Here is a 23124-nt window from a genome sequence, read left to right as displayed (position 1 = left end):
CGCTCAGGCGCTCTCGAGCTCGGCGATGACGATCTTCTTCTGCTGCATCATCACCTGGATGGCCGCGGGCGTCTTCATGAGGGCGCTCATGTCGCGCGGGATGATCTGCCAGCTCACCCCGAAGCGGTCCTTGCACCATCCGCACTGCTCGGCCTCAGGCACGTGCGAGAGCGCCGCCCAGTAGCGGTCGATCTCCGCCTGGTCCGCGCAGGTGATGACGAATGAGATCGCCTCGTTGAAGCGGAACAGCGGTCCGCCGTCGAAGCAGACGAAGTCGAGGCCGTTGAGCGTCACCTGGCCGTTGATGACCTTGCCGCTCATGTTCGCGAAGTGCTCGTCGAGCTTCTCGTCCGGATACTCCTCGATGCTGCGGATGCGGGAGTTCGGGAACACGCTGACGTAGTACTCCATCGCCTCGCGCGCGTCGTCGTCGAACCACAGACACGGCTGAATGGGTGGGAGATCGGCCATGACTCCTCCTCGAATCGGCTGCCTCGCCGCTCACCGTACGCCTGCCGGCATCGCCGGTCGACCCTCAGGCGTGGCGGCGCACCCACTCGTACATGACGATGGCGCCCGCGGCCGAGGCGTTGATGGAGCGGGTGGAGCCGTACTGCGTGATCTCGATGTGCGCGGACGCCGCGGCGAGCGCCTCGTCGGTCAGCCCCGGTCCCTCCTGCCCGAAGAGCAGCACGCATCGCTCGGGCAGATCCGCACGGTCGACGGGAACCGCGTCTCCCACGTTGTCGACGGCGATGATCGGCAGGTCCGCCGCCGCCGCCCACGCGGCGAAGGCGGCGACATCCGGATGGTGCACGACGTGCTGGTAGCGGTCGGTCACCATGGCGCCGCGCCGGTTCCAGCGCTTGCGGCCGATGATGTGCACGGTGTCGGCGAGGAACGCGTTCGCGCTGCGCACGATCGAGCCGATGTTCATGTCGTGCTGCCAGTTCTCGATGGCGACATGGAACGGATGCCGCCGGGTGTCGAGATCGGCGACGATCGCCTCCATGCGCCAGTACCGGTAGCCGTCGACGACGTTACGGGAGTCGCCGTTCGCGAGGAGCTCCGGGTCGTAGTGGTCGCCCTCCGGCCATTCCCCCGGCCAGGGCCCGACGCCGTGGGTGGACGCCTCGCGGCTGGGCTCTGGCTGCGGGTCGCTCACCGCTCGAGCGTAACGTCAGGCCCCCTTCACGTTGCCGGTGTGCCCCTCGACGACCGGGGTCGCCACCCACTGGCCCGACGCGGCCGACTCCTCCGCCGCCGTCAGGACCTGCGCCGATGCGAGGGCGTCGTGGATGGTCGAGTTGTCGGACGCCTGCCCCGTCGCGGCGAGGAGGAACTTCTTCGCCTCGATGGTCTTGAGGTCGTCGTAGCCCATCGGCGTCCCCGATCCCGGCTGGAAGCGCGAGTACTCCGGGAAGGTGTCGTCGGCGAACACGCGCGTGTATCCGAGGCTCTGCCCGGGGCGACGGATCGCCAGCTCGAGCTCGTTCATGCGCTCGAAGTCCCAGCGCAGCGACCCCTCCGTGCCGAAGATCTCGATCGCGTACTCGGCCTTCGGGCCGACGGCGAGCCACGAGGCGTCGAGCGTGCCGAGTGCCCCGGCCGCCACGGCGGAGTCGTCGAAGCGGAGGAGCATGTTCGCGTAGTCCTCGTTCTCGACGGGCAGCATGCGCCCCTCGTCGGGCGTGCCCGGGAGCCCCGGTCGCTCGGTGATGTACGTGCCGGTCGAGGCGGTCACCGACGCCACCGGCCCGAGCAGGAAGTGCACGAGGTCGACGAGGTGCCCCATCAGATCGCCGAGGACGCCCGAGCCGCTCAGCTCGCGGACGAAGCGCCACGCGCGTGGGGACTGCGGGTCGGCGCTGAAGCCGCCGAAGAAGCGCCCGCGGACGTTGGTGATCTGCCCGAGCGCGCCCTCGCTGATGAGCTGCCGGGCCCGCTGGATGGCCGGCGGCTGCCGGTAGTTGAACCCGATGCTCGAGGCCACGCCGGCGGCGAGGACGGCATCGCGGATGGCGGCGGTCTCGCGCGCGCCTCGCCCGACCGGCTTCTCGATCCAGATGTGCTTGCCCGCCTGTGCGGCGGCGATGCCGACCTCGGCGTGCAGGAAGTTGGGTGCGCAGATCGACACGACGTCGACCTCGGGGTTCGCGAGCACTTCCCGGTAGTCGGAGACGGCGGAGTCGTAGCCGAGCACGTCGGTGGCGTATGCGCGGCCGGCCTCCGCGGTGTCGGCCGCCTGCACGAGGCGCGGTGCGACGCCGAGCTCGGGGTAGACGAGCGGGAGATTGGCGTACGCGCGGCTGTGGAGACGGCCCATCCAGCCGACGCTGACGAGACCGACGCCGAGGGGGCGCGAGGGGGTGGTGGCCATGACGGGCTCCTGGACGACAGGGCAGCGCGTCTGATCCTGCGCGACGCTGCGCCGAGTGGGTTCTGGACCGGTCCAAACTAGCGCGGTCCGATGCGCATGTCAAGACATGCGCTCCAGAGCGGACGGCGGGTCAGCGCGGCGACGGCGTGGAGGTCCGCACCACCAGCCGCGGGGCGATCAGCGTCTCGGGTCGGCGCGGCGCGGCGCCGCTCTCCACGTCGATGACGCATCCGGCCGCCGCCGCGCCGATCTCCGCATTGCGGGGGTCGACGCTCGTGAGCCCGATCTGCGGCAGGCGCGCCACCTGCGAGTCGTCGTACCCGGTCACGGCCATGGCCGTTCCCTCGGCCGCAGCTGCGGCGAGCGCCCCCACGGCGGCCAGGTCGTTCACCGCCACGATCCCGGTGGGCCGGCCCTGGCCATCCGTCTCGAGCAGCTCTCGAGTCGCGGTGTACCCGGCGCGCTCCGTGAAGTCGCCGGACGCCACCCGCGGCTCGAGTCCGTGCTCGCGCATGACGTCGAGGTAGGTCTCGAGGCGCCGCTCGGCGACGACGCCGCCCCGCCCGCCGACGTGCGCGATGCGCCGGTGCCCCCGCTTCAGGAGGTGCTCGACGGCGAGGCGGATGCCGGCGGCGTCGTCGGAGCGGACGGTCGCGGCGACGGGGACGTGCTCGCCGATGGCACTCGCGATGACGAGCGGCGTGCCCGCGATGATCTCGGTGAGGGCGGCGAGGTCGGGAATCGAGCCGACCACGAGGATGCTCCGGGGGCGGAGGTCGTGGAAGACCGCGAGGGCGCGCTCATCGAGGCGCGGGACGCCGCTCGGGTCGGGCATCATCGCCGAGGTCAGCAGCGCGCTGCGTCCGTGTCGGGCGAGCTCGGCACGTGCGGCATCGACGACCTCCGCGAACACCGAGTTGTGCAGATCGGCCACCAGGACTCCGGTGAAGCCGCCATCCGCCGACGACAGCGCCCGTGCGGTGAGATTCGGGCGGAACCCCAGCCGATCAGCCGCAGCGAGGATGCGCTCGCGGCGCTCGGGCCCGACGCTTCCGCCGGCGTAGAGAAGCGACACGAGGGATTTCGACACTCCGGCCGCCGCCGCGACGTCGCGGATCGTCGGCCGCCGGCCCGCGCCATCCTCCATCTCCTCATTCTGCCCGGGGTCCGGACAGCTCGGTGTGATCTCCTGCCGGCATGGACCAGGTCGGCGAGCTTCTTCACACCCTCGGACGGGCCGTCTCCGTCATCTGGGAGAGCGCGACGTCCCCGGTTGCCCCGCTTCCCCTCCCGATCACGCTCATCACAGGAGCTGTGGCCCTCCTCGTCGTCCTGTGGGGTGCGACCTGGCGGGTGGCACGTCACGCCATCACGATCGCGCACGAGGGATTCCATGGCGTGGCAGCGGTGACGACCGGGCGCAGCCTGCGCGGCATCCGCCTGCACTCCGACACGTCGGGCCTCACCCTGTCGCGCGGCAGGCCCCGCGGCATCGGCATGGTCGTCACCCTGCTCGCCGGGTATCCGGGGCCGGCCCTCGCCGGCCTCTGCTCCGCCTGGCTCGTGCACCGCGGCTACCCGATGGCGATGCTGTGGCTCTTCGTCGCGCTCCTCTGCCTGCTGCTGCTGCAGATCCGCAACCTGTTCGGCCTGTGGTCCGTCGCCGTCTCGACGGCGGTGCTGGTCACGGTGTCATGGTGGGCGCCGGCAGACGTCCGCGGTGCGGTCGCCGCCACGGTCGCGTGGTTCCTCCTCCTCGGGGCGGTGCGTCCGGTCCTGGAGCTGCAGCGCAGCCGGAGAAGGGGCGCGGCGCGCACGTCCGACGCCGATCAGCTCGCCGCGCTCACGCACCTCCCCGGAATCCTGTGGGTCGGGGTCTTCCTCGCCTTCTGCCTCGCCGCCCTCGCGATCGGCGGGTTCTGGCTCCTCGGCGACCCTCGGGACCTCGCCCTAGGCTGATGCCGTGGCTTCACCCGCGGCAGATGACTACCTGAAGACGGTGTACTCGCACACCGAATGGCAGGACGACCCCATCACGCCGTCGGTGCTCGCCGGCAAGCTCGGCGTCGCGCCGTCGAGCGTCACCGAGATGGTGAAGAAGCTCGCCGCTGCGGGCCTCGTCACGCACGTCCCCTACGGGGCCGTGCGTCTCACGCCGGAGGGCGAACGGCGCGCGGTGGGCATCGTGCGGCGGCATCGGCTCATCGAGACCTGGCTCGTCCGCGAGATGGGCTACGGGTGGCACGAGGTGCATGACGAGGCGGAGATCCTCGAGCACGCACTGAGCGACCGGCTCCTGGCCCGGATCGACGAGCGGCTGGGCCATCCGACCGCAGACCCGCACGGCGACGTGATCCCCGACGCGGACGGCGCGCGAGAGCGCGAGCCGTTCGTGCTGCTCGCCGACGCACCTGCCGGTCACGCCGGACGGGTGCTGCGAGTCCGCGACCGCGACCCCGAGCTCCTCCGCGAGATCGAGGCCGCCGGCATCGACGTGGGCCACGAGGTCGCGGTCACGGTCGCCGGCGTGCAGGTCGACGGCGCGGACATCGCGCTGCCCGCGGGGGCGGCCGAGGTGATCTGGCTCACGGCGTAGTACCGCGGTACGAACCGGGCTCCGGATCTCCGCCCTGGTGCCGATGCGCGACCTGCCACCGCGTCCGTAGCGTCGAAGGCATGATCACGGCAGAGAACCTCACGAAGCGCTTCGGCGCCAAGACGGCGGTCGACGGCATCTCGTTCGAGGTGCGACCGGGGCAGGTGACCGGCTTCCTCGGCCCGAACGGCGCCGGCAAGTCGACCACGATGCGGATGATCGTGGGCCTCGACCGCCCGGATGCCGGCTCGGTCTCGGTGAACGGACGCCGCTTCGCGGAGCACGCCGCTCCGATGACGGAGGTCGGCGCGCTCCTCGACGCGAAGGCGGTCCATCCGGGCCGAACCGCCGAGGCGCACCTCGGCATGCTGGCCGCGACCCACGGCATCGGGAAGGCGCGTGTGGCGGAGGTCATGGAGCTCACCGGCATCACCGAGGTCGCGCGCCGTCGCATCGGCGGCTTCTCGCTCGGCATGCATCAGCGCCTCGGCATCGCGGCGACCATGCTGGGCGACCCGCACACGCTCCTCCTCGACGAGCCGGTGAACGGTCTCGATCCCGAGGGCGTGCACTGGGTGCGCGGCTTCGTCCGCTCCCTGGCGGCCGAGGGGCGCGCGATCTTCCTCTCCTCGCACCTGATGAGCGAGATGGCGCAGACCGCCGACCACATCATCGTGCTCGGGAAGGGGCGCGTCCTCGCCGATGCGCCGGTGAGCGACTTCCTGCAGGGCGCGGGCCGCGAGCGCACGCGCGTGCGGGCGTCCGACGCGCGCGCGCTCGGCTCCCTCCTCGCGGCCGACGGCGTGTCCATCACGCAGGTGTCGTCCGACGTCCTCGAGGTCGAGGGCGTTCCCGCGGCGCGCATCACGCGCGTCGCGGTCGGGGCCGACCTCGACGTGCACGAGCTCGTCCCCCTGCGCGGCTCCCTGGAAGACGCGTATCTCGCCCTCACCGGCGACGCCGTCGAGTACCGCAGCGACCCGGCCGCCCTCGCGGCCTGAGCGGAGACCCTCATGACCACCACCGCCACTGCGGCGCCGCGTCGCGCCGCCTCGCTCGGCGCCCCGCGCCTGTCCTTCTCGCACCTCATGCGCGCGGAGTGGATCAGCCTGCGCAGCCTGCGCGCCACGATCATCTCGCTCCTCATCGGCGGGGTCCTCGCGCTTCTCATCGCCGTGGGCTTCTCGGTCATGATCGCCGCCATGACCCATGACCAGGGTGCGGGGCTCGCCGTCATGCCCGCGGCGGACAGCATGGGGACGAACGCGATCCTCATCACGCAGCTGGTCGCCGTCGTCATCGGCGTCGCCGCCTACGCGAAGGAGCATGCGACGGGATCGCTCCGCACGCAGCTCGCCGCCGCTCCCCGGCGGATCGCGATGCTCGGCGCGAAGGCCGCGGTCGTCGCCCTCGCGATGTTCGTCTGGAGCGCGCTCGTCCTCGCGCTGTCGTTCGTCGGGGTGGCGATCGTGTACTCCGCCTTCGACTTCCCGATCGAACTCTCGGCGGCACGGGTCGTCGTCCCGATCCTCGGCGGCGCGGCGCTCGTCGCGCTCTCCGGCGTCCTCGGCCTCGGCGTCGGCGCGCTGCTGCGGTCGGAGAACTGGTCGGTGACGGTCGTGCTGGTGTTCCTGCTCTTCGTGCCGACCGTCCTGATGACGCTCCCGTTCGAGTGGGCTCCCCAGATCGCCGACCTGCTCATGGGCGAGACCGGCTCGGCGCTCTACACGGTGCCCGACGCGCTCGACGCCGACGTCGTCCGCGACATCCTGCTGACGATCGCCTGGCCGGCCGCGGCTCTCCTCTCGGGGATGGCCGTGGTGCGGCGCCGGGACGCGTGATCGGACGAACCCGTCGGATGGCCCCCTCCGCAGCCGGAGGGGGCCATCCGCGTAGGGTCGTGACCGTGACGCGTACACGACCCTGGGGAGGGCCGGCATGAGCGACGCCGACCTCGCGCTCCCGCGTCCGCCCGGCAGGCTTCGACGCTGGCTCGACGCGCACCCCCGCACGGTGGATCTGCTCCTCGCGACCGCCTGCGAGGCGCCGTTCGTCGTGGCGATCGTCGCGCTGCTCGCCATGGGCCGGCTGTCGCGGGCCGAGACGCTCCTCGGCCTCGCGGCGCTCGTCGCGGGCGGCATAGCGGTGGGCCTGCGACGACGGCACCCGTTCACCGCCACGCTCGCCTGCGCGCTGCTGGTGGCGCTTCCGGTGCGCTACTCCGCCGGTGGAGCCATCGATATCCTCGTGCTGCTGTACTCGCTCGCGCTGTACGGCACCGCCGTGAGCCTCTGGACCGGGTTCGCCATCGCCTCTGCTCTCGCCATCGGCGCCGGGCTGCTGTACGGGCTCTCCGGCCAGGTGACCGCCGCGAGCACGCTGGGCGTCTCCACTGCCGTCGTCTACCTCGTCCCCGTCCTCATCGGACTGCAGATCCGCGGCCGTCGACGCTATATCGAGGCCATCATCGATCGAGCGCGTGATCTCGCCCGCGAACGCGATCAGCGCGCGCAGCTCGCGGTGGCCGACGAGCGCGCGCGCATCGCCCGCGAGATGCATGACATCGTCTCGCACAGCCTCACCGTGATGATCACCCTCTCCGAGGGCGCCGCGGCTCAGGCGGAAGCGGGCCGGGCGGGTGCGCCGGCGGCCATGCGCACCGTCGCGGAGACGGGGCGCGCCTCGCTCGCCGAGATGCGCCGCCTGCTCGGCGTGCTGCGCTCCCCCGACGAGGCCGCCGCCGTCGCGCCGCTGCCGAGCTCCGACGACCTGGACGCCCTGGTCGAGCGCTTCCGGGGAGCGGGTCTCGCGGTCCGACTCACCAGGGATGGCGCGCCGATCGCGGACGCAGCGCTCGCGCTCACGGTGTTCCGCATCGTGCAGGAGGGCCTGACGAACGTGCTCCGCCACGCACCCGGGGCGCGACGGGTCGAGGTGGTCGTCGGCCGCGCGGATGGCCGCGTCGTCGTCGAGATCGCGAACGGGCCGGGCACGCGCCCGGGCAGCGGACCATCGGGCCGCGGCACGGGCATCATCGGCCTGCGCGAGCGCGCCGCGCTCTACGCCGGCACGATCGAGGCGGGCGCGGCGGCGGATGGCGGATGGCTGCTCCGAGCGGAGCTGAGGGAGGGACAGGGATGACGAGCGAGCCGATCAGAGTCGCGATCGCCGACGACCAGCAGCTCGTGCGGCTGGGGCTGCGGATGGTCCTCGATGCACAGCCCGACATCGAGGTGGTCGCCGAGGCCGAGGACGGCGAGGAGGCGGTGGCCATCGCCCGCTCGACCGAACTCGACGTGCTCCTCATGGACGTGCGCATGCCGCGGCTCGACGGCATCGGCGCCACCGAGCGCATCGTGTCGCAGGGGCCGCGGCCCGGCATCCTCGTGCTCACGACGTTCGACCTCGACGAGTACGCGTTCGCCGCGCTTCGCGCCGGGGCGAGCGGCTTCCTCCTGAAGGACGCGCTGCCATCCGACCTGCTCACGGCCATCCGCGCCGTGCACGCCGGCGATGCCGTGCTCGCACCGAGCGTCACGCGGCGGATGATCGCGCAGTTCGCGGCGCCCGCGCCCGCCGCACGGCCGCCATCCGCCGCGCTCGCGACGCTCACCCCGCGCGAGCGCGAGGTCTTCGCGGCCATCGCCGAGGGCCTCACGAACGACGAGATCGCCGAGCGCTTCTTCCTCGCGCCCTCGACGGTCAAGACGCACATCGGGCGCCTGCTGCAGAAGCTCGGCGCGCGCGATCGCGTGCAGCTCGTGATCCTCGCCTACGAGACCGGGGTGGTCGGCGGCTGACGGGCCGGCGGCTGACGGGCCGGGTCAGCGGCCGGCGAGGCGCGCCGCGCGGGCGAACGGCCACTCCATGCCGGAGAGCCGCTCGCACGTCTCCCAGATGCGCTGACGCACCTCGGGGTCGGCGGAGGTCTTCGAGGGCTGCTGCAGCGTCGGCAGCCCTCGGGTGAGATGGCGCGGGCCCCAGTACTCCCCGCCGGAGACCTCGGGATCGACCAGCGCGCGGACGAGGGAGGCCGCGCCGTCCTCCTTGGACTGCGAGACGGGCGCCTGCAGCGTGTCCTTCACGCGCTTCCACAGGCCGGGCTCGTTGACGCCCGTCACGCGCGGCGTGCGACCGCCGATCGAGTAGCCGGGGTGGGCGACGACGCTCTCCACGGGAACGCCGGCGGCCTGCAGGCGCGCGTCGGCCTCCATCCCGAGCGCCTGCACGACGACCTTCGACTGCACGTACGCGCGCCAGGCCCGGTACCCGCGCTCGAGCTGGATGTCGACGGGGTCGTAGGCGCCCATCCGCGTCGACATGCTGCCGAGCCAGACCATGCGGGGCGTCCACGTGCGGCTGGCCGACTTGGACAGGGTGGTGAGCAGCTCCGCGGCCAGCACGAAGTGCCCGAGCGCGTTCGTCGCCAGCACCAGCTCCCGGCCATCCCGCGTCGTCTTCCGCTCGCGCGGCGTGTGCACGATGCCCGCGTTCAGCAGCACGCCGTCGAGCCGCTGCCGCTTGAAGAGTCCGCCGCGGACGCTGGCGGCGGCCGCGCGGATGGAGCCGCTGTTGCTCACGTCGAGCAGCAGCGTCTGCACGGAGGCGCCGGGCACACGGGCCTCGAGCGCATCGCGGGCGGCGGTCAGGCGGTGCGGGCTGCGACCGCTCAGGATGACGTGAGCACGGGCCCTGGCGAGCTGCTCGCTGGCGAAGTATCCGAGGCCGGCGTTGGCGCCGGTGATGAGGAACGTGCGGCCGGACTGGTCGGGAAGGCGCGACGGATCCCAGCTCCGGGGCGCGCGTTGGGTCACGTCATGAAGATACGCGTGAAAGCATGCCTTCGGGAGCATGGCCGCGGAACCTAGGCTGACACCATGGCGCGACGCGATGAGATCGAGTGCTGGCTGACCGACATGGACGGCGTCCTCGTGCACGAGGAGAAGCCGATCCCCGGGGCCCCGGAGCTGCTCGCGCAGTGGCGCGACACCGGGACGCCCTTCCTCGTGCTGACGAACAACTCGATCTTCACACCACGGGATCTCGCTGCGCGGCTGCGCGGCTCGGGCATCGACGTGCCCGAGGAGAACATCTGGACGAGCGCCCTGGCGACAGCGGCATTCCTCAAGCAGCAGAGCCCGGGTGGATCGGCCTTCGTGATCGGCGAGGCCGGCATCCTCACCGCCATGCACGAGGCGGGGTTCATCATGACCGAGACGAACCCGGACTACGTCGTCGTCGGGGAGACGCGCAACTACTCCTTCGAGGCGCTGACGAAGGCGGTGCGGCTCATCAACCGGGGGGCGCGCTTCATCTCCACCAATCCGGATGCCACCGGTCCGAGCGCGGAGGGCGTGCTGCCCGCGACCGGAGCGATCAACGCGCTCATCACGAAGGCGACCGGCAAGGAGCCCTACATCGTCGGCAAGCCGAACCCGATGATGTTCCGCTCGGCGCTCAACCGCATCGGCGCGCACAGCGAGAACACCGGGATGATCGGCGATCGCATGGACACCGACATCGTCGCCGGCATCGAAGCGGGTCTCCACACCGTGCTCGTGATGACCGGCATCAGCTCGCGGACCTCGATCGAGCAGTACCCGTTCCGCCCCGACGAGATCGTGGCGTCCGTCGCCGACCTGCTGGACCCTCGTGCCGAGGGAGAGGGCGGCGGCGAGCTCGTCGCCGGGGTCTGACCGGCGCGAGGGCGGAGCGCCGTCTCGCCGCCCTCCGAGCGGGCCCGAGTACGATCTCCGGCGTGAGTCTGAACGAGGTGCTGCTGCGCGTCGACCGTCTCGCCGCCGGGCGCCAGCGCGACGTGCGGGTCCCCGCCATCGCCGACCCCACGCTGCGCCGCGACTGGCTCGTCGTGCGGGTGCTCCTGGGCATCGCCATGATGCTGGGCGTGAGCGCGATCGGCATCGCGTTCTGGCTCACCATGCAGGGGATGGCCGAGCCGCTTCCCGTCTGGATGCGCAGCGTGGTCGTGCTGGGGCTGACCGGCGGACTGGGCTACTTCTCGTTCCGGGCCGAGCAGGGCTGGTACTGGGCGTACGCGCGGATGCGCGTGTTCGCGTTCGTCTTCCCCTGCGTGACCCTCGTCTTCGCCGCCATCCCAGGGCTCTACCCCGCGTGGATGACCCTCGAGCAGCTGGCGTTCGCCGCGCTCATGCTGACGGTCGGCCTCCTGCTGACGACACCGCGGATGCGCGCCGCCTACCGCCGTGACGCCTGAGCGGACCGGATCAGGCGTCGCGCAGGACGAGCGCGCCGGCGCCGATGATCGGCCCGTCACCGCCGAGAGCGCTGCGGACGACGCGCGTGCGCTGGGCGTAGGGCAGCCCCGCCCAGTCGCGCAGGGCCGCGCCGACGAGGTCGACGTAGTCGTCCGCGACGTTGGAGAACCCGCCCGAGATCGCGATCACCTCGAGGTCGAGCAGCGACGACGCGTCTGCCAGCGCCTGCCCGACCGTCTTCGCCGACCGCTCGATCGCCGCGCGCGCCACGCGGTCGCCCGCGGCGGCCGACGTGGCGAGATCCTCGCCCGTCTCCCCCTGCCATCCCTGCAGCTGCGCCCAGCGGACGCTGGCGGGGCCCGCCGCGATCTCCTCGACCGTCAGCTCGCCGACGTGCATCTGCCCGAGGTGCCCGGCATTGCCGGACGCCCCGCCCACGGGGATGCCGCCCATCACCACGCCGCCGCCGACTCCCGTCGATACGACGAGCGAGAGCGACGCCCGGGCGCCCGCCGCCGCACCCAGCCACGACTCCGCGAGCGCGAGGCACCCGCCGTCGTGCCGCAGCCGCACGACCGGATCGAACTCCCCGGTCGAGGCGATGACGGCGTCTCGCACGGCTTCCAGAAGCTCGAACCCGCGCACGTTCGGCATGTTGACCGGGTGGATGGCCCCCGCCCGCAGGTCGATCGGCCCGGCGCTGCCGATGCCGGCGCCGACGAACTGCGCGTCGCCCGGCAGGTGCGCGAGCGCGTGCGACACCACCTCGGTGACCGCCCGGTGGAGTCCGCCGGGCGTGATCTCCGGGCCGGTGGGGCGGCGGTTGCGGCCCTCGGCGAGGACCCGCCCGTCGGCGTCGACGAGCGCGGCGTCGATCTTCGTGCCGCCGAGGTCGATGGCGAGGGCGATGCGGGTCATCGAGGTCTACTGCGCTTCCAGGCCGAGATCGTCGAGGTCGATCGCGGCGAGCCACTGCAGGCCCTCCGCCTCGATGCGCTCCTGCGCGCCGGTCTTGCGGTCGACGATCGTGGCGACGGCGACGACCTCAGCACCGGCCTTCCGCAGCACCTCGACGGCCTTCAGCGGCGAGCCGCCCGTGGTTACCGTGTCGTCGAGCACGACGACGCGCTTGCCGGCGACCTCGGCACCCTCGATCTGACGGCCGCGGCCGTGGTCCTTGGGCTCCTTGCGCACGACGAAGGCGTCGACCGGACGGCCGGCGGCCACCGAGGCGTGGACCATCGCGTTGGCGATGGGGTCGGCTCCGAGCGTGAGGCCGCCCACCGCGGCGACGCCGTCGATGTCGCGGACGAGGTCGAGCATGATGCGCCCGATGGCGGGAGCGGCACGGTGATCGAGCGTGAGCTTGCGCATGTCGACGTAGTACGTGGCCTGCTTGCCGCTCGAGAGCGTGAAATCGCCGTGGAAGACGGCGTCCTTCTTGACGAGGCGGATGAGCTCCTGCCGGTCGGCTTCGAGTTCGGGCGTGGATGCGATGGCCATGCGACCAGCTTAGAGAGCGCCGGACGGAGACCCCACCCGCGAGCGGCGTCAGCGGATCGAAATAGGCTGGAGTCATGCGCCTCGCCACCTGGAACGTGAACTCGATCCGCGCCCGCGTCGACCGCATCGTGTCGTTCGCCGAGCGGGAGAGCATCGACGTGCTCGCGATGCAGGAGATCAAGTGCAAGCCGGAGCAGTTCCCGTATGAGCGCTTCGAGGCCGCGGGGTACCACGTCGAGGCGCACGGACTCAATCAGTGGAACGGCGTCGCGATCGCCAGCCGCGAGCCGCTCGAGGACGTGCAGCATGCGTTCGCCGGCATGCCCGGATTCCAGAAGGGGCATGTGGGCGACGACGCACCCCACGAGGCGCGCGCGATCTCCGCTCTCGTCGGCGGTGTGCGCGTCTGGAGCCTCTACGTGCCGAACGGCCGCTCGCTGAACGACCCGCACTACCAGTACAAGCTGCGGTGGCTCGAGGCGCTGCGCGAGGCGACGCGTGCGGAGCTCGCCGTCCAGCCCGACCTGCCGCTCGCGCTCGTGGGCGACTTCAACATCATCCCGTTCGACGAGGACAACGGCGACCCCGACATCGTCGAGGGCGTGTCCACGCACGTGTCGCAGCCCGAGCGCGACGCCTTCTTCGCGCTGGAGACGGCGGGCGTCTCCGACGTCGTGCGACCCCTCATCCCCTCCGGCTTCACGTACTGGGACTACCAGCGACTGAAGTTCCCGCGCAATCAGGGCATCCGCATCGATTTCGTCCTGGGATCGCGAGCGCTGGCCGACGCCATGACCGGGGCTTCCATCGCGCGCGACGAGCGCAAGGGCGAGTCGCCGAGCGATCATGTGCCGGTCGTCGTCGACCTCGACCTCTCTCCGGAGGACGATGACGACGTGCCGATGATCTTCGGCTGATCAGCCGATCCCCTCCTCGGCGCGCACCTCAGAACGAGCCGGTGCGGGGCTCCAGGTCGACGGGCGCGTAGCGCAGCAGCACCGCGCCGCTCTCCCCCACCACCGGAGCGGACGTGAGCCGGAGATTCGCCGGCGACGCGCCATCCGGGAAGACCTTCTTCCCCTGACCGAGGACCACCGGGTACACCCACAGGCACAGCTCGTCGTAGAGCTGGTGCGCGAGCAGCGTATGCACGAGGTCCACGCTGCCGATGACTGCCGTGAGACGGTGCCGGGCGCGGATGGCCGCGATCTCGGCGGCGAGGTCGTCTCCCACCCGCTCGCTGCCGCGCCAGGAGAGGTCCGGCTCGCCGCGGCTGGCCACGTACTTGGGGACCGCACCGAACTTCACGCCGATCTCGCCGTCCTCGCCGCTCTCATGCTGCGGCCAGTACCCCGCAAAGATGTCGTACGTGCGGCGGCCGAGGAGCAGCGCGTCGATCTCGTCGATGGCCCGGCCCACCTCGCGGCCGACCGTCTCGTCGAAGAGCGGCGCCTGCCATCCGCCATAGGGGAAGCCGCCGGAGGTGTCCTCCTCCGGGCCACCTGGCGCCTGCGCGACGCCGTCCAGCGTCGTGAAGAGATCGATCCGGATGCGGCCCTGCTCGCTCATCTCGTCAGCTGCCCTGCTGATCGAGGAACGCCTCGGGGCCGTCCTGCGCCGCGACCGGGTCCATCCACATGAACTCGATGATGTTGCCGTCGGGGTCGGCCATGCTGACGGAGTACATGAAGCCGTAGTCCTGCGGCTCCTTGTTCTCCGATCCGCCGGCGGCGAGGATCCGCTCGCGGATGGCGTCGACCTCCTCCCGGGAGTCGCGGCTGAGCGCGGTGATGACCTGGGCGCCCTCCGTGCCGAGCACGACAGGTCGCGTCGTGAAGGTCGCGAAGTACTCCCGCGTCAGCACCATGAAGAAGACGTTCTCGTCCCACCGGACGCACGCGGCGTTCTCATCGGTGAAGGCGGGCACGATCGTCGCGCCCAGGGTCTCGTAGAACGCCTTCGACCGGTCGAGGTCGACGGTGGGCAGGTTGACGAAGATCTGGGTGGGCATGGGGGCGCTCCTCGCATCGCGGCGGCTGATGGCGCCCATGCTCGTCAGGGGCCGGGCGGCTGTCAAGATCACCTCCGCCGCGCGACGGAGGTCGACGGCGCCGGATCTGTCTACGGTGGACGGATGACCGCTGTGACCGCCCCTCCCCTGCGGCGCGCCACCGAGCCCGTGGCCGTGCTGCGACCGACGTCGCGCCGCGACCTGCGCAACGACGCCCTGCTGGCGGCGGCCCTGTTCGGGGCGGCCGTGATCAGCATCGCCCTGACCGTGGTGTCGGGCGCCTTCCTCACGCAGCCGGAGGACGCCGGGTGGTCGCTCCTCGCGAGCGCGTTCATGACGCTGCCGCTCGCGCTGCGCCGGCGGTACCCCGTCATCGTCGCCGTCGTCATCTGCTCGGCGTACTTCATCGCCGCATCGCTGCAGTTCCCCGAGATGTACGTGAGCCAGGTGACGATGTTCGTCGCGATCTTCACGATCGGCGCCTGGGTGGAGGATCGGCGGCGGGCGGCGCTCGCGCGCACGCTGATCATCGTCGGGATGTTCGTCTGGCTCCTCATCTCGACGTTCATCGGCGCGACCGACACCGAGGCGCTCGAGGAGAGCTTCGCCGGCGGTCTCACTCCCTACATCGCCTACATGCTCGTGATGTGGCTCATCAACGCTGCCTACTTCGGCGGCGCGTACTACATGGGGAATCGGGCATATGCCGCCGCCCGCGACCGCGCGGTGCTGCAGCGGCGCACGCGCGAGCTGGAGGAGGAGCGCGAGATCACCGCTGCACAGGCCGTCGCGCTCGATCGGGTGCGCATCGCCCGCGAGCTGCACGACGTGGTCGCGCACCATGTGTCGGCGATGGGAGTGCAGGCCGGCGCGGCGCGCACCGTGATCGAACGCGACCCCGAGGCGGCGCGCCGAGCGCTCACGGTCGTCGAGGAGTCCGCGCGATCCGCGATCGCCGAGCTGCGGCACCTCCTCGACACCCTGCGCTCTGCGGACGGCGACCCCGACTTCGCCGCCGGCGCCCCCTCCACGCTCAGTCTCCAGAGCCTCCCCGCACTCGCGGAGACGATGACGGCATCGGGAACGCCGACGCGTCACGTCGTCATCGGAGAGCCGGTTCCCGTCCCCGACATCGTGCAGGTGAACCTGTACCGCATCGCGCAGGAGGCGCTCACCAACGCGCGCCGACACGGCGGGCCGGAGGTGCGCGCCGAGGTGCGGCTGCGCTACCTCGCGGACGCGGTCGAGCTCGAGGTCACGAACTCCGGCCGAGTCGCCCTCGGCGCGCGTCCGGGTCTCGGTCAGCTCGGAATGCGCGAGCGCGCCATCGCCTCGGGCGGGGTGCTCGAGCTGCATCCGCGTGAGCAGGGCGGCTACCGCGTGCGGGTGACCGTCCCCCTCCCCTCGACGAAAGCAGCCTCCTCATGACAGCGCCCATCCGCGTCCTCCTCGTGGACGACCATGCGACCATGCGCGCGGGTTTCCGCATGATCCTGGAGGCGTCGGACATCGAGGTCGTCGGAGAAGCCGCCACGGGCCGGGAGGCGGTCGCGCGCGCCGCCGAGCTGCGTCCTGATGTCGTGTGCATGGACGTGCAGATGCCCGACATGGACGGGATCGAAGCCACCCGCCGCATCGTCGCGGATGGCACCGCCGCGCAGGTGGTGATCGTGACGACCTTCGACCGCGACGACTACCTGTTCTCAGCGCTCGACGCCGGCGCGAGCGGGTTCCTGCTCAAGAACGCCGGGCCCGAGGAGCTCGTGAACGCCGTGCGCGTGGTGGCCGCCGGCGACGCCCTGCTGGCGCCCGAGGTGACCCGGCGCGTGATCGAGCGTCATGTCGCGCCCGTCTCCGCGACCCCATCGACCCCGGAGCCGGCTCCCGAGGCGGCGATCCTCACCGAGCGGGAGCGCGACGTGCTGCGCCTGCTCGCACAGGCGATGAGCAACGCGGAGATCGCGCACGCGCTCTTCATCGGCGAGGCGACGGTGAAGACGCATGTCTCGAACCTGCTGCTGAAGCTCGGCGCGCGGGATCGCGTCGGCGCGGTCGTCTACGCGCATCGGCACGGCCTCGCGTGAGACGACGCTGGCCGGCGTCGCGCGCGGGGTCAGGCGTACGCCTTCTCCACCCGCGCGATGAGCGCGACGAAGGCGGCGAGGTAGCCGGCGAGGAACTCGCGGGTGCCCTCGTTGGTGATCTCGCGGTCCTCGGTGATGAGACCGGGCGCCGCCTGGATCATGCCCTCCGGCTGGCCCATGACGATGGCGTTGAAGTGGCCCATGATCGCGCGGAGGTGCTGCTGCGCGGCGGCGGTCGAGATCGGTCCGCCGGAAGCGCCGATGATGGCGACGGGCTTGCCGCTGAACGACATCTCGCCGTACGGGCGCGTGGACCAGTCGAACGCGTTCTTCAGCACACCGGGGATCGAGCGGCTGTACTCGGGCGTCGCGATGAGCACGCCGTCGACATCGGCGATGGCCTGCTTGAAGTCCCGCGCGGCCTGGGGGAAGTCGGCCTCGAGGTCCTGCGAGTAGAACGGCAGGTCCTTGATCGGGATCTCCACGAGTTCGACGCCCTCGGGAGCGAGTCGGGTCATCGCCTCGACGAGGGCGCGGTTGATGGACGTGCTCGACAGGCTGCCGACGATGTAGCCGATCTTCGTCACGGGCTTCTCCTCAGGGGTGGGGAACGGACGTGCCGATACACGTCCATTCAAGAGAAAGCACGCGGGGCCATCCGCTATTCCCTCCCGCGGTCTCCCCCCTGAGGCGGATGGTGCGGGTGCGGTCGTTCGGAGAATCCGTCGGGAGGCGGAAGCGGCGGGGGCGCGCGGATCAATAGCGTGTGAGCACACACCGAGAAGGAAGGCGACGCGGATGCTCAGACTGCGTGGGATCAGCAAGCGGTACGGCGAGCGGCAGGTGCTCGACGACGTCTCGTTCGACGTCGCCCCGGGGCGCCTCACGGGCTTCGTGGGAGGCAACGGCGCGGGCAAGACGACGACCATGCGCATCGTGCTCGGCCTCCTCGCCCGCGACGCCGGCGAGGTGACGCTCGGCGGCGCGCCCCTCAGCCCCGAGGAGCGTCACCACTTCGGGTACATGCCCGAGGAGCGCGGCCTCTACCCGAAGATGAAGGTGCTCGAGCACATCGTGTACCTCGCACGGCTCCACGGGTTCGACAAGGCGGAAGCCACGCGGCGCGCCACCGAGCTCCTCGAGGAGCTCGGCCTCGGCGAGCGCCTCGGCGACAACATCGAGTCGCTCTCGCTGGGCAATCAGCAGCGCGCGCAGATCGCGGCCTCGCTGGTCCACGGCCCGAACGTGCTCATCCTCGACGAGCCGTTCTCCGGACTCGACCCGCTCGCGGTCGAGGTCGTCGCGAACGTCCTCCAGCAGCGCGCGGCCGACGGCGTCGCTGTGCTCTTCTCGTCGCATCAGCTCGACGTCGTCGAGCGGCTCTGCGACGACCTCGTCATCATCGCCGACGGCACCATCCGCGCGGCGGGCGCGCGCGACGCGCTGCGCGAGCAGCACTCGTCGCATCGCTACGAGCTGGTGACGGATGGTGACGCCGGCTGGCTGCGGGCGGAGCCGGGCGTGCAGGTGATCGACTTCGAGGGCGGCTTCGCCCGCTTCGACGTCGACTCCGACACGACCGCTCAGCGGGTCCTCCGCCGCGCCGTCGACCTCGGCGCGGTCGCGAGCTTCGCCCCTCAGCACCCCTCCCTCTCGCAGATCTTCAAGGAGGTCATCCGATGAACACGCCGGCCGCGGTCCGCACCACGCACCGCACTCCCACGCTGACCACGCCGCAGAGCATCTGGCTGGTCGCCGAACGCGAGCTCGGCGCGAAGCTGCGCAGCAAGGCGTTCCTCATCTCCACCGCGATCCTCGTGATCGGCGCCCTCGCCGCCGTCATCTGGCTGGGCTTCACCGCTTCGAACTCGGGAGCCACGCCCGTGGCAGCGACGCCCGGCGTCGTCTCGCAGCTGGACGGGGCCGTCGGATACGAGGTCACCGAGGTCGCCGACCGCGCGGAAGCGGAGGAGCTCGTCGCCTCGGGCGAGGTCGACGCCGCGGTCGTGGCCGACGACGCCTCGCCGACCGGCGTGACCGTCGTCGCCGAGAGCGAGGCGCCGTCATCGCTCGTAGCCGCGCTCTCCGTCTCGCCGACCGTCGACCTGCTCGATCCCCAGGGCGAGAGCGAGGAGGGCATGCGCTACATCCTCGGCATCATCTTCGGCCTGGTGTTCATGATGGCCGCCATGACGTTCGGCACGCCGATCACGCAGAGCGTCATCGAGGAGAAGCAGACGCGCGTCGTCGAGATCCTCATCTCGGCCATCCCCGCTCGCGTGCTCCTGGCCGGGAAGGTGCTCGGCAACACGATCCTCGCGATCGGACAGATCCTGCTGCTCATCGCGGTCGCCGTCGTCGGGATGATCGTGACCGGTCAGACCGAGTTCCTGCGGGGGCTCGGGGCGCCGATGGTGTGGTTCGCGGTCTTCTTCCTGTTCGGGTTCATCCTGCTCGCGGCGATGTTCGCCGCCGCCGGATCGCTCGTCTCGCGACAGGAGGACTCGGGGCCGACCCTGACCCCGCTCATCTACATCACGATGATCCCGTACTTCCTCGTGATCTTCTTCGGCGACAACCCGCTGGTGATGGGGATCCTCTCGTACGTGCCCTTCTCCGCGGCCGTGGCCATGCCCATCCGTCTGTTCTTCAACGAGGCCGGATGGTGGGAGCCGCTGCTGTCGCTCGTCGTGCTGCTGGCATCGTGCGTCGTCGTGATCATCCTCGGCGCGAAGATCTACGAGAACTCGCTGCTGCGCATGGGGGCCAGGGTGAAGCTGAAGGACGCGCTGAAGAGCTGACGTCCTCCCCCTGCGGTCGAGGGTGGGGGATCATGCACGGGAATACACTTGGTCTGCCGGAGGTTGATCCGTCCGACAGGGCAACGGCGCCCGAGAAGATCCCCCTGAACAGAAGGAGCACAGACATGGGCGCCACCACCCTCGACCGCACCGCGGCCACCGACCACCCCGTCCTCGATGTCCTCGCGGAGCGCTGGAGCCCCCGCGCTTACGACGCCGTCGCTCCGATCGACGAGCAGAAGCTCGCGAGCGCCCTCGAGGCCGCACGCTGGACCCCGTCGGCCAACAACACGCAGCCGTGGCGCTTCATCGTCGCGCGCCGCGGCACCGCCGAGCACGCCGCCATCGCCGAGTCGCTCGCCGGCTTCAACGCGCTGTGGGCGCCGTCGGCCGCCGTGCTCATCGTCGCCGTCGCGGAGACCGCCACCGAGGACGGCGCTCTCTACACGCACGCGGGCTACGACCTGGGTCAGGCCGTCGCGCACCTCTCGGTGCAGGCTCACCACGACGGGCTCGTCGTGCACCAGATGAGCGGCTTCGACCCCGCCGCCGTCCGCGAGCGCTTCGAGCTGCCGGAGCGCTTCGTCCCGACGACCGTCATCGCCCTCGGCGAGCTCGGCGACATCGACGCCCTCCCCGACGCGCTGCGTGCGCGCGAGCTCGCTCCCCGCGTGCGTCGTGCGGTCGCCGATTCGGTCATCGTCGACGCCTGAGGCCTCTCCTGCAGAAAGAGCCGGCCCCGGAATCGCTTCCGAGGCCGGCTCTTCTCATCCGCGCAGCAGCTGGTGGATGTGCTCCTCCAGCTCGCCCACGCGGGCATCGCGGAGGAAGCCCTCCTTGCGCGGGATGTCCCGCGTGACCGCGACCTCGCCCACCACCCGACCAGGGCTCGCGGCGAGCACGAGCACGCGGTCCGACATCCGCATCGCCTCGCGGATGTCGTGGGTGATGAGGAGGATGCTCCAGCGGCTGCCCTCCCACATCCCGATCAGCCAGCGCTGCAGCTCGTCGCGGGTGATCGCGTCGAGCGCGCCGAACGGTTCGTCCAGCAGCAGCGTGCGCTTGCCCTGCACGACGGTGCGGAGGAACGAGACGCGCTGCCGCATCCCTCCCGAGAGCTGGCGCGGGAGCATCCGCTCTGTCCCGGCGAGACCGAACGGGGCGAACAGGCGAGCCGCGCGCTCTCGAGCCTCACGCCGACGGAGACCGGCGACCTCGAGCCCGACGCCGGCGTTGTCGAGGATGGAGCGCCACGGCAGGAGCACGTCCCGCTGCGGCATGTAGGCGAAGGGCCGCTCGCCCCCGTCGGCGAACGAGACCGCACCCGCGTCCGGTGCGAGCGAGCCGGTCAGGATGTCGAGGAGCGTGGATTTGCCGCTCCCGCTCGGCCCGACGATCGAGACGACCTCGCCCGCGCCGACCTGCAGCGACACGTCGCGCAGCACGGTGCGCCCCGCGAAGCTCCGGCTGAGCTGGGAGACCTCCAGCGCCGGCCTCACCGCGCCGCTTCCGGAGTCGGCTGTCGGTCCCGGCCCTGCTCCACGCGCAGCCAGGGAATCGCGGCACGCTCGAGGAGCGCGACGCCGGCGTACAGCAGCAGCGTGAGCACGGAGCTGACGACGACCGCCGCGAGCACCAGGTCGGTGCGGAAGACGTTCTTCGCCGAGAGCATGTACACGCCGAGACCTGCGACCGCGCCGGCGTACTCGGCGAAGATCGCGCCGACGACGGCGTAGGTGATGGAGACGCGCAGCGCGGAGAAGAAGGACGGCAGCGACGAGGGCAGTCGGACGAGCCGGAACACCGTCCCGCGCGCGGCGCCCATCGAACGGAGCAGGTGCTCCCCATCGGGGTCGGCTGCGGCGAACCCGCGCAGCAGACCCACCACCATCGGGAAGAAGGTCACGAACGCCACGAGCAGCACCTTCGGCAGCATCCCGAAGCCGAACCACAGCACGACCAGCGGGGCCAGCGCGATCATCGGCAGGGTCTGGCTCACCACGAGCAGGGGCAGGATGGCCCCGCGCAGGACTCGAGAGAAGTCCAGCGCCGTCGCGACGACGAAGGCGGTGGACACCGACAGCGCGAAGCCCGCGAGCGTCGCGAGAAGGGTCGGCCCGGCGTTCCGCAGGAGGTCTGCGCCGTCGGCCGTTCCCGCGGCGGCGACCCGCGTCGGCGCCGGCAGCACCGCCGACGGCAGCAGACCGCTTGCGACGGCCCCCTGCCAGAGCGCGAGCAGGACGAGCAGCGTGACGACCGGCGGCAGCGCCGCACGCAGCGCGGCCGGCGCCCTCACGAGAGGAGGTCGCGGTGGTAACGGGACCAGTCGGGCGCGTCTGTCACGCGCTCACCCGCCTCGTCGACGAGGAAGCCGCCGTCGAGAAGGAACTCCCCGAACTCGTCCCACAGCCGCGGGTCGATCTCGCCGACTGCGCGGCCGTCCGCGAGAAGGTACCCGTCGTCGGCGAGCATCCGCGCGCTGCGGTGCACGAGCTCCTCGGCGCCGCCCAGGCTGTCGGGGTTGGCCTCGATGAGGAGGTCGGCCGCCTCGTCGGGGTGCTCGGCGGCATACGCGTACCCGCGCTGCAGCGCCCGTGTGAAGGCCTCGGCGGTGCCGGGGTGGGCGTCGAGGTACGCGTCGCTCGAGATGACGCCGATCGACTGCTGCTCCGGAACGCCGTAGTCCTGATACCGGAACGACGTGTACGGATGACCGTCGAGTTCGGCCTGGATGTTCTCCCACGTGGCGACGGAGAGGGTGAAGTCGATCCGCCCCTGGTGCAGCGCCTCGTAGGCGCCGGTGTCGAGGACGACCTCCTCGAACTCCCCCGTGCCGCCGTCACCACGGAGCACCGTCTGAGCCGTGGCCGTGTACAGGGGTGACCCGAAGCCGCCGAAGACGCCGCCGTCGAGTTCGGCAGGGCCGGAGATGTCCTCGTCCGTCACCAGTCGACCCACGTCCTTCTGCGTGACGGCGAAAACGGAGGTGACGTCCAGTCCGGCTGTGCGGCCCAGCTGGACGGTCGCCTGGCCGCCGATACCGAAGTCGGCCTCGCCCGCCGCGACGAGCTGGGAGGCCGCGGCGGACCCGTACGGCAGAATGTCCACCTCGACGCCGGCGTCGGCGAAGTAGCCGAGTTCGTCCGCGACGTAGAGCCCGATGTGATTGGTGTTCGGCGCCCAGTCGAGCGCGAAGGTGACGATCTCGCTGTCCGCCGTCTCCTCGGCGGAGCTGGCCGCCGCACAGGAGGTGAGGGCGAGCGCTCCCGTCAGGAGCAGAGCGGATGTCGCGAGGCGCGACGGAGCGGGTGGGTGCAGACGCATGATGCGTGCCCTTTCGTTCTCGAGGGGCACGGGTGTGATGAGATGCCTCCCTGCGCTGGCATGACCCAGATCAGGTTCGACGGTCGAAGGTTGGGGACCTTCCTCTCAGCCCGGCCTACCGGACTCCCGTGTGTGCGCCATGGTAGCGCGACGCGTGGCGCCGCCCGACGCGGCTAGGGTGGTCGCCGT

Annotated in this window: 27 protein-coding genes and 1 riboswitch; of the genes, 14 read left to right on the top strand and 13 right to left on the bottom strand. The window is 71.3% G+C overall.

Translation table 11 applies throughout. The annotated features are described in order from the left end of the window. Window positions 1-3: 3 nt before the first annotated feature. The 4 genes from QWJ90_RS10290 to QWJ90_RS10275 form a co-directional block, all read right to left on the bottom strand. On the bottom strand, window positions 4-471 hold the full coding sequence (locus QWJ90_RS10290) for a VOC family protein (protein WP_290107719.1): 468 nt from the start codon (window positions 469-471) through the stop codon (window positions 4-6). A gap of 64 nt (window positions 472-535) precedes the next feature. After that, window positions 536-1165 carry a TrmH family RNA methyltransferase gene (locus tag QWJ90_RS10285; RefSeq protein ID WP_290107718.1) on the bottom strand — a complete coding sequence of 210 codons (630 nt, stop codon included), beginning with the start codon at window positions 1163-1165 and terminating at the stop codon, window positions 536-538. Between the two features lie 15 nt (window positions 1166-1180). Beyond that, on the bottom strand, window positions 1181-2380 hold the full coding sequence (locus QWJ90_RS10280; RefSeq protein WP_290107716.1) for a Gfo/Idh/MocA family protein: 1200 nt from the start codon (window positions 2378-2380) through the stop codon (window positions 1181-1183). 130 nt (window positions 2381-2510) lie between these two features. Next, entirely contained in the window at window positions 2511-3527 is a 1017-nt protein-coding gene (locus QWJ90_RS10275) for a LacI family DNA-binding transcriptional regulator (protein WP_290107715.1), read from the bottom strand. Between the two features lie 50 nt (window positions 3528-3577). Here QWJ90_RS10275 and QWJ90_RS10270 point away from each other — a divergent pair, with 50 nt between their 5' ends. The 6 genes from QWJ90_RS10270 to QWJ90_RS10245 all read left to right on the top strand — a co-directional run bounded on the left by QWJ90_RS10270 (window position 3578) and on the right by QWJ90_RS10245 (window position 8776). Beyond that, window positions 3578-4339, top strand: coding sequence for a M50 family metallopeptidase (locus QWJ90_RS10270; protein ID WP_290107713.1), 762 nt, complete (start codon window positions 3578-3580; stop codon window positions 4337-4339). A gap of 4 nt (window positions 4340-4343) precedes the next feature. Then, on the top strand, window positions 4344-4976 hold the full coding sequence (locus QWJ90_RS10265) for a metal-dependent transcriptional regulator (RefSeq protein ID WP_290107711.1): 633 nt from the start codon (window positions 4344-4346) through the stop codon (window positions 4974-4976). An 80-nt stretch (window positions 4977-5056) separates the two neighbouring features. Beyond that, window positions 5057-5977 carry an ABC transporter ATP-binding protein gene (locus QWJ90_RS10260; protein WP_290107709.1) on the top strand — a complete coding sequence of 307 codons (921 nt, stop codon included), beginning with the start codon at window positions 5057-5059 and terminating at the stop codon, window positions 5975-5977. A gap of 12 nt (window positions 5978-5989) precedes the next feature. Continuing rightward, window positions 5990-6817, top strand: a complete 828-nt coding sequence (locus QWJ90_RS10255) for a hypothetical protein (protein WP_290107708.1) — start codon at window positions 5990-5992, stop codon at window positions 6815-6817. Between the two features lie 97 nt (window positions 6818-6914). Continuing rightward, the gene (locus QWJ90_RS10250) at window positions 6915-8117 is read left to right on the top strand and encodes a sensor histidine kinase (RefSeq protein ID WP_290107706.1); all 1203 of its coding nucleotides are present in this window, start codon (window positions 6915-6917) and stop codon (window positions 8115-8117) included. Continuing rightward, window positions 8114-8776, top strand: coding sequence for a response regulator transcription factor (locus QWJ90_RS10245; protein WP_290107705.1), 663 nt, complete (start codon window positions 8114-8116; stop codon window positions 8774-8776). Before QWJ90_RS10250 ends, QWJ90_RS10245 begins: the two co-directional genes overlap by 4 nt. A 24-nt stretch (window positions 8777-8800) precedes the next feature. Here the strand turns inward: QWJ90_RS10245 and QWJ90_RS10240 are convergent, their stop codons facing one another. Continuing rightward, entirely contained in the window at window positions 8801-9790 is a 990-nt protein-coding gene (locus tag QWJ90_RS10240) for an SDR family NAD(P)-dependent oxidoreductase (protein ID WP_290107704.1), read from the bottom strand. 63 nt (window positions 9791-9853) lie between these two features. On the opposite strand from QWJ90_RS10240, the gene QWJ90_RS10235 reads away from it, so the two are divergent. Further along, a complete protein-coding gene (locus QWJ90_RS10235) occupies window positions 9854-10672 on the top strand; it encodes an HAD-IIA family hydrolase (RefSeq protein ID WP_290107703.1) in 819 nt (272 codons plus the stop codon). 62 nt (window positions 10673-10734) lie between these two features. Beyond that, on the top strand, window positions 10735-11211 hold the full coding sequence (locus QWJ90_RS10230; RefSeq protein ID WP_290107701.1) for a hypothetical protein: 477 nt from the start codon (window positions 10735-10737) through the stop codon (window positions 11209-11211). Between the two features lie 10 nt (window positions 11212-11221). Here the strand turns inward: QWJ90_RS10230 and QWJ90_RS10225 are convergent, their stop codons facing one another. Together QWJ90_RS10225 and pyrE are read right to left on the bottom strand one after the other, a co-directional pair. Further along, window positions 11222-12130: an ROK family protein gene (locus tag QWJ90_RS10225; protein ID WP_290107700.1), complete on the bottom strand. Its 909-nt coding sequence runs from the start codon at window positions 12128-12130 to the stop codon at window positions 11222-11224. Window positions 12131-12136: 6 nt separating this feature from the next. Then, window positions 12137-12715: an orotate phosphoribosyltransferase gene (gene pyrE, locus QWJ90_RS10220; protein ID WP_290107698.1), complete on the bottom strand. Its 579-nt coding sequence runs from the start codon at window positions 12713-12715 to the stop codon at window positions 12137-12139. Window positions 12716-12789: 74 nt separating this feature from the next. Here pyrE and QWJ90_RS10215 point away from each other — a divergent pair, with 74 nt between their 5' ends. Beyond that, entirely contained in the window at window positions 12790-13632 is an 843-nt protein-coding gene (locus QWJ90_RS10215) for an exodeoxyribonuclease III (RefSeq protein ID WP_290107697.1), read from the top strand. A 28-nt stretch (window positions 13633-13660) separates the two neighbouring features. On the opposite strand, the gene QWJ90_RS10210 is transcribed toward QWJ90_RS10215, so the two are convergent. Together QWJ90_RS10210 and QWJ90_RS10205 are read right to left on the bottom strand one after the other, a co-directional pair. Beyond that, window positions 13661-14284 (bottom strand): dihydrofolate reductase family protein, encoded by a 624-nt coding sequence (locus QWJ90_RS10210; protein WP_290107696.1) that lies wholly within the window; start codon window positions 14282-14284, stop codon window positions 13661-13663. Between the two features lie 4 nt (window positions 14285-14288). Further along, complete coding sequence (locus QWJ90_RS10205) at window positions 14289-14726, bottom strand: VOC family protein (RefSeq protein WP_290107694.1); 438 nt, start codon at window positions 14724-14726, stop codon at window positions 14289-14291. A 123-nt stretch (window positions 14727-14849) separates the two neighbouring features. Here QWJ90_RS10205 and QWJ90_RS10200 point away from each other — a divergent pair, with 123 nt between their 5' ends. Then, entirely contained in the window at window positions 14850-16154 is a 1305-nt protein-coding gene (locus QWJ90_RS10200; RefSeq protein WP_290107693.1) for a sensor histidine kinase, read from the top strand. After that, window positions 16151-16810 carry a response regulator gene (locus tag QWJ90_RS10195; protein ID WP_290107692.1) on the top strand — a complete coding sequence of 220 codons (660 nt, stop codon included), beginning with the start codon at window positions 16151-16153 and terminating at the stop codon, window positions 16808-16810. Before QWJ90_RS10200 ends, QWJ90_RS10195 begins: the two co-directional genes overlap by 4 nt. 29 nt (window positions 16811-16839) lie before the next feature. On the opposite strand, the gene QWJ90_RS10190 is transcribed toward QWJ90_RS10195, so the two are convergent. Next, window positions 16840-17397, bottom strand: coding sequence for an NADPH-dependent FMN reductase (locus tag QWJ90_RS10190; RefSeq protein ID WP_290107690.1), 558 nt, complete (start codon window positions 17395-17397; stop codon window positions 16840-16842). A 211-nt stretch (window positions 17398-17608) separates the two neighbouring features. On the opposite strand from QWJ90_RS10190, the gene QWJ90_RS10185 reads away from it, so the two are divergent. The 3 genes from QWJ90_RS10185 to QWJ90_RS10175 all read left to right on the top strand — a co-directional run bounded on the left by QWJ90_RS10185 (window position 17609) and on the right by QWJ90_RS10175 (window position 20324). Further along, window positions 17609-18493 carry an ABC transporter ATP-binding protein gene (locus QWJ90_RS10185; RefSeq protein ID WP_290107688.1) on the top strand — a complete coding sequence of 295 codons (885 nt, stop codon included), beginning with the start codon at window positions 17609-17611 and terminating at the stop codon, window positions 18491-18493. Next, window positions 18490-19611 (top strand): ABC transporter permease, encoded by a 1122-nt coding sequence (locus QWJ90_RS10180; protein ID WP_290107686.1) that lies wholly within the window; start codon window positions 18490-18492, stop codon window positions 19609-19611. Before QWJ90_RS10185 ends, QWJ90_RS10180 begins: the two co-directional genes overlap by 4 nt. A 125-nt stretch (window positions 19612-19736) precedes the next feature. Beyond that, complete coding sequence (locus QWJ90_RS10175) at window positions 19737-20324, top strand: nitroreductase family protein (RefSeq protein WP_290107685.1); 588 nt, start codon at window positions 19737-19739, stop codon at window positions 20322-20324. 54 nt (window positions 20325-20378) lie between these two features. Here the strand turns inward: QWJ90_RS10175 and QWJ90_RS10170 are convergent, their stop codons facing one another. Genes QWJ90_RS10170 through QWJ90_RS10160 form a run of 3 tightly spaced genes read right to left on the bottom strand, consistent with a single transcriptional unit; the run spans window position 20379 to window position 22935 of the window. Further along, window positions 20379-21110 (bottom strand): ABC transporter ATP-binding protein, encoded by a 732-nt coding sequence (locus QWJ90_RS10170; protein WP_290107684.1) that lies wholly within the window; start codon window positions 21108-21110, stop codon window positions 20379-20381. Further along, window positions 21107-21907, bottom strand: a complete 801-nt coding sequence (locus tag QWJ90_RS10165) for an ABC transporter permease (protein WP_290107683.1) — start codon at window positions 21905-21907, stop codon at window positions 21107-21109. Before QWJ90_RS10165 ends, QWJ90_RS10170 begins: the two co-directional genes overlap by 4 nt. Then, complete coding sequence (locus tag QWJ90_RS10160) at window positions 21904-22935, bottom strand: ABC transporter substrate-binding protein (protein ID WP_290107682.1); 1032 nt, start codon at window positions 22933-22935, stop codon at window positions 21904-21906. Before QWJ90_RS10160 ends, QWJ90_RS10165 begins: the two co-directional genes overlap by 4 nt. A gap of 29 nt (window positions 22936-22964) precedes the next feature. Then, a riboswitch (TPP riboswitch) is annotated at window positions 22965-23075 on the bottom strand. Window positions 23076-23124 lie beyond the last annotated feature (49 nt).

The sequence above is a fragment of the Microbacterium oryzae genome, from assembly GCF_030406385.1.
In the GTDB taxonomy this organism is placed as follows: Bacteria; Actinomycetota; Actinomycetes; order Actinomycetales; family Microbacteriaceae; genus Microbacterium; species Microbacterium oryzae_A.
The sequence above is the reverse complement of the archived record's forward strand: the minus strand, read 5'-3'. Positions and strand labels throughout refer to the sequence as shown.

Excerpts from the sequence above, each read along its gene's own strand:
- QWJ90_RS10290 (WP_290107719.1), bottom strand. The coding sequence starts at position 471 with ATGGCCGATCTCCCACCCATTCAGCCGTGTCTGTGGTTCGACGACGAC.
- QWJ90_RS10280 (WP_290107716.1), bottom strand. The coding sequence starts at position 2,380 with ATGGCCACCACCCCCTCGCGCCCCCTCGGCGTCGGTCTCGTCAGCGTC.
- QWJ90_RS10275 (WP_290107715.1), bottom strand. The coding sequence starts at position 3,527 with ATGGAGGATGGCGCGGGCCGGCGGCCGACGATCCGCGACGTCGCGGCG.
- QWJ90_RS10270 (WP_290107713.1), top strand. The coding sequence starts at position 3,578 with ATGGACCAGGTCGGCGAGCTTCTTCACACCCTCGGACGGGCCGTCTCC.
- QWJ90_RS10260 (WP_290107709.1), top strand. The coding sequence starts at position 5,057 with ATGATCACGGCAGAGAACCTCACGAAGCGCTTCGGCGCCAAGACGGCG.
- QWJ90_RS10255 (WP_290107708.1), top strand. The coding sequence starts at position 5,990 with ATGACCACCACCGCCACTGCGGCGCCGCGTCGCGCCGCCTCGCTCGGC.
- QWJ90_RS10250 (WP_290107706.1), top strand. The coding sequence starts at position 6,915 with ATGAGCGACGCCGACCTCGCGCTCCCGCGTCCGCCCGGCAGGCTTCGA.
- QWJ90_RS10245 (WP_290107705.1), top strand. The coding sequence starts at position 8,114 with ATGACGAGCGAGCCGATCAGAGTCGCGATCGCCGACGACCAGCAGCTC.
- QWJ90_RS10235 (WP_290107703.1), top strand. The coding sequence starts at position 9,854 with ATGGCGCGACGCGATGAGATCGAGTGCTGGCTGACCGACATGGACGGC.
- QWJ90_RS10225 (WP_290107700.1), bottom strand. The coding sequence starts at position 12,130 with ATGACCCGCATCGCCCTCGCCATCGACCTCGGCGGCACGAAGATCGAC.
- pyrE (WP_290107698.1), bottom strand. The coding sequence starts at position 12,715 with ATGGCCATCGCATCCACGCCCGAACTCGAAGCCGACCGGCAGGAGCTC.
- QWJ90_RS10215 (WP_290107697.1), top strand. The coding sequence starts at position 12,790 with ATGCGCCTCGCCACCTGGAACGTGAACTCGATCCGCGCCCGCGTCGAC.
- QWJ90_RS10210 (WP_290107696.1), bottom strand. The coding sequence starts at position 14,284 with ATGAGCGAGCAGGGCCGCATCCGGATCGATCTCTTCACGACGCTGGAC.
- QWJ90_RS10205 (WP_290107694.1), bottom strand. The coding sequence starts at position 14,726 with ATGCCCACCCAGATCTTCGTCAACCTGCCCACCGTCGACCTCGACCGG.
- QWJ90_RS10200 (WP_290107693.1), top strand. The coding sequence starts at position 14,850 with ATGACCGCTGTGACCGCCCCTCCCCTGCGGCGCGCCACCGAGCCCGTG.
- QWJ90_RS10195 (WP_290107692.1), top strand. The coding sequence starts at position 16,151 with ATGACAGCGCCCATCCGCGTCCTCCTCGTGGACGACCATGCGACCATG.
- QWJ90_RS10185 (WP_290107688.1), top strand. The coding sequence starts at position 17,609 with ATGCTCAGACTGCGTGGGATCAGCAAGCGGTACGGCGAGCGGCAGGTG.
- QWJ90_RS10180 (WP_290107686.1), top strand. The coding sequence starts at position 18,490 with ATGAACACGCCGGCCGCGGTCCGCACCACGCACCGCACTCCCACGCTG.
- QWJ90_RS10175 (WP_290107685.1), top strand. The coding sequence starts at position 19,737 with ATGGGCGCCACCACCCTCGACCGCACCGCGGCCACCGACCACCCCGTC.
- QWJ90_RS10160 (WP_290107682.1), bottom strand. The coding sequence starts at position 22,935 with ATGCGTCTGCACCCACCCGCTCCGTCGCGCCTCGCGACATCCGCTCTG.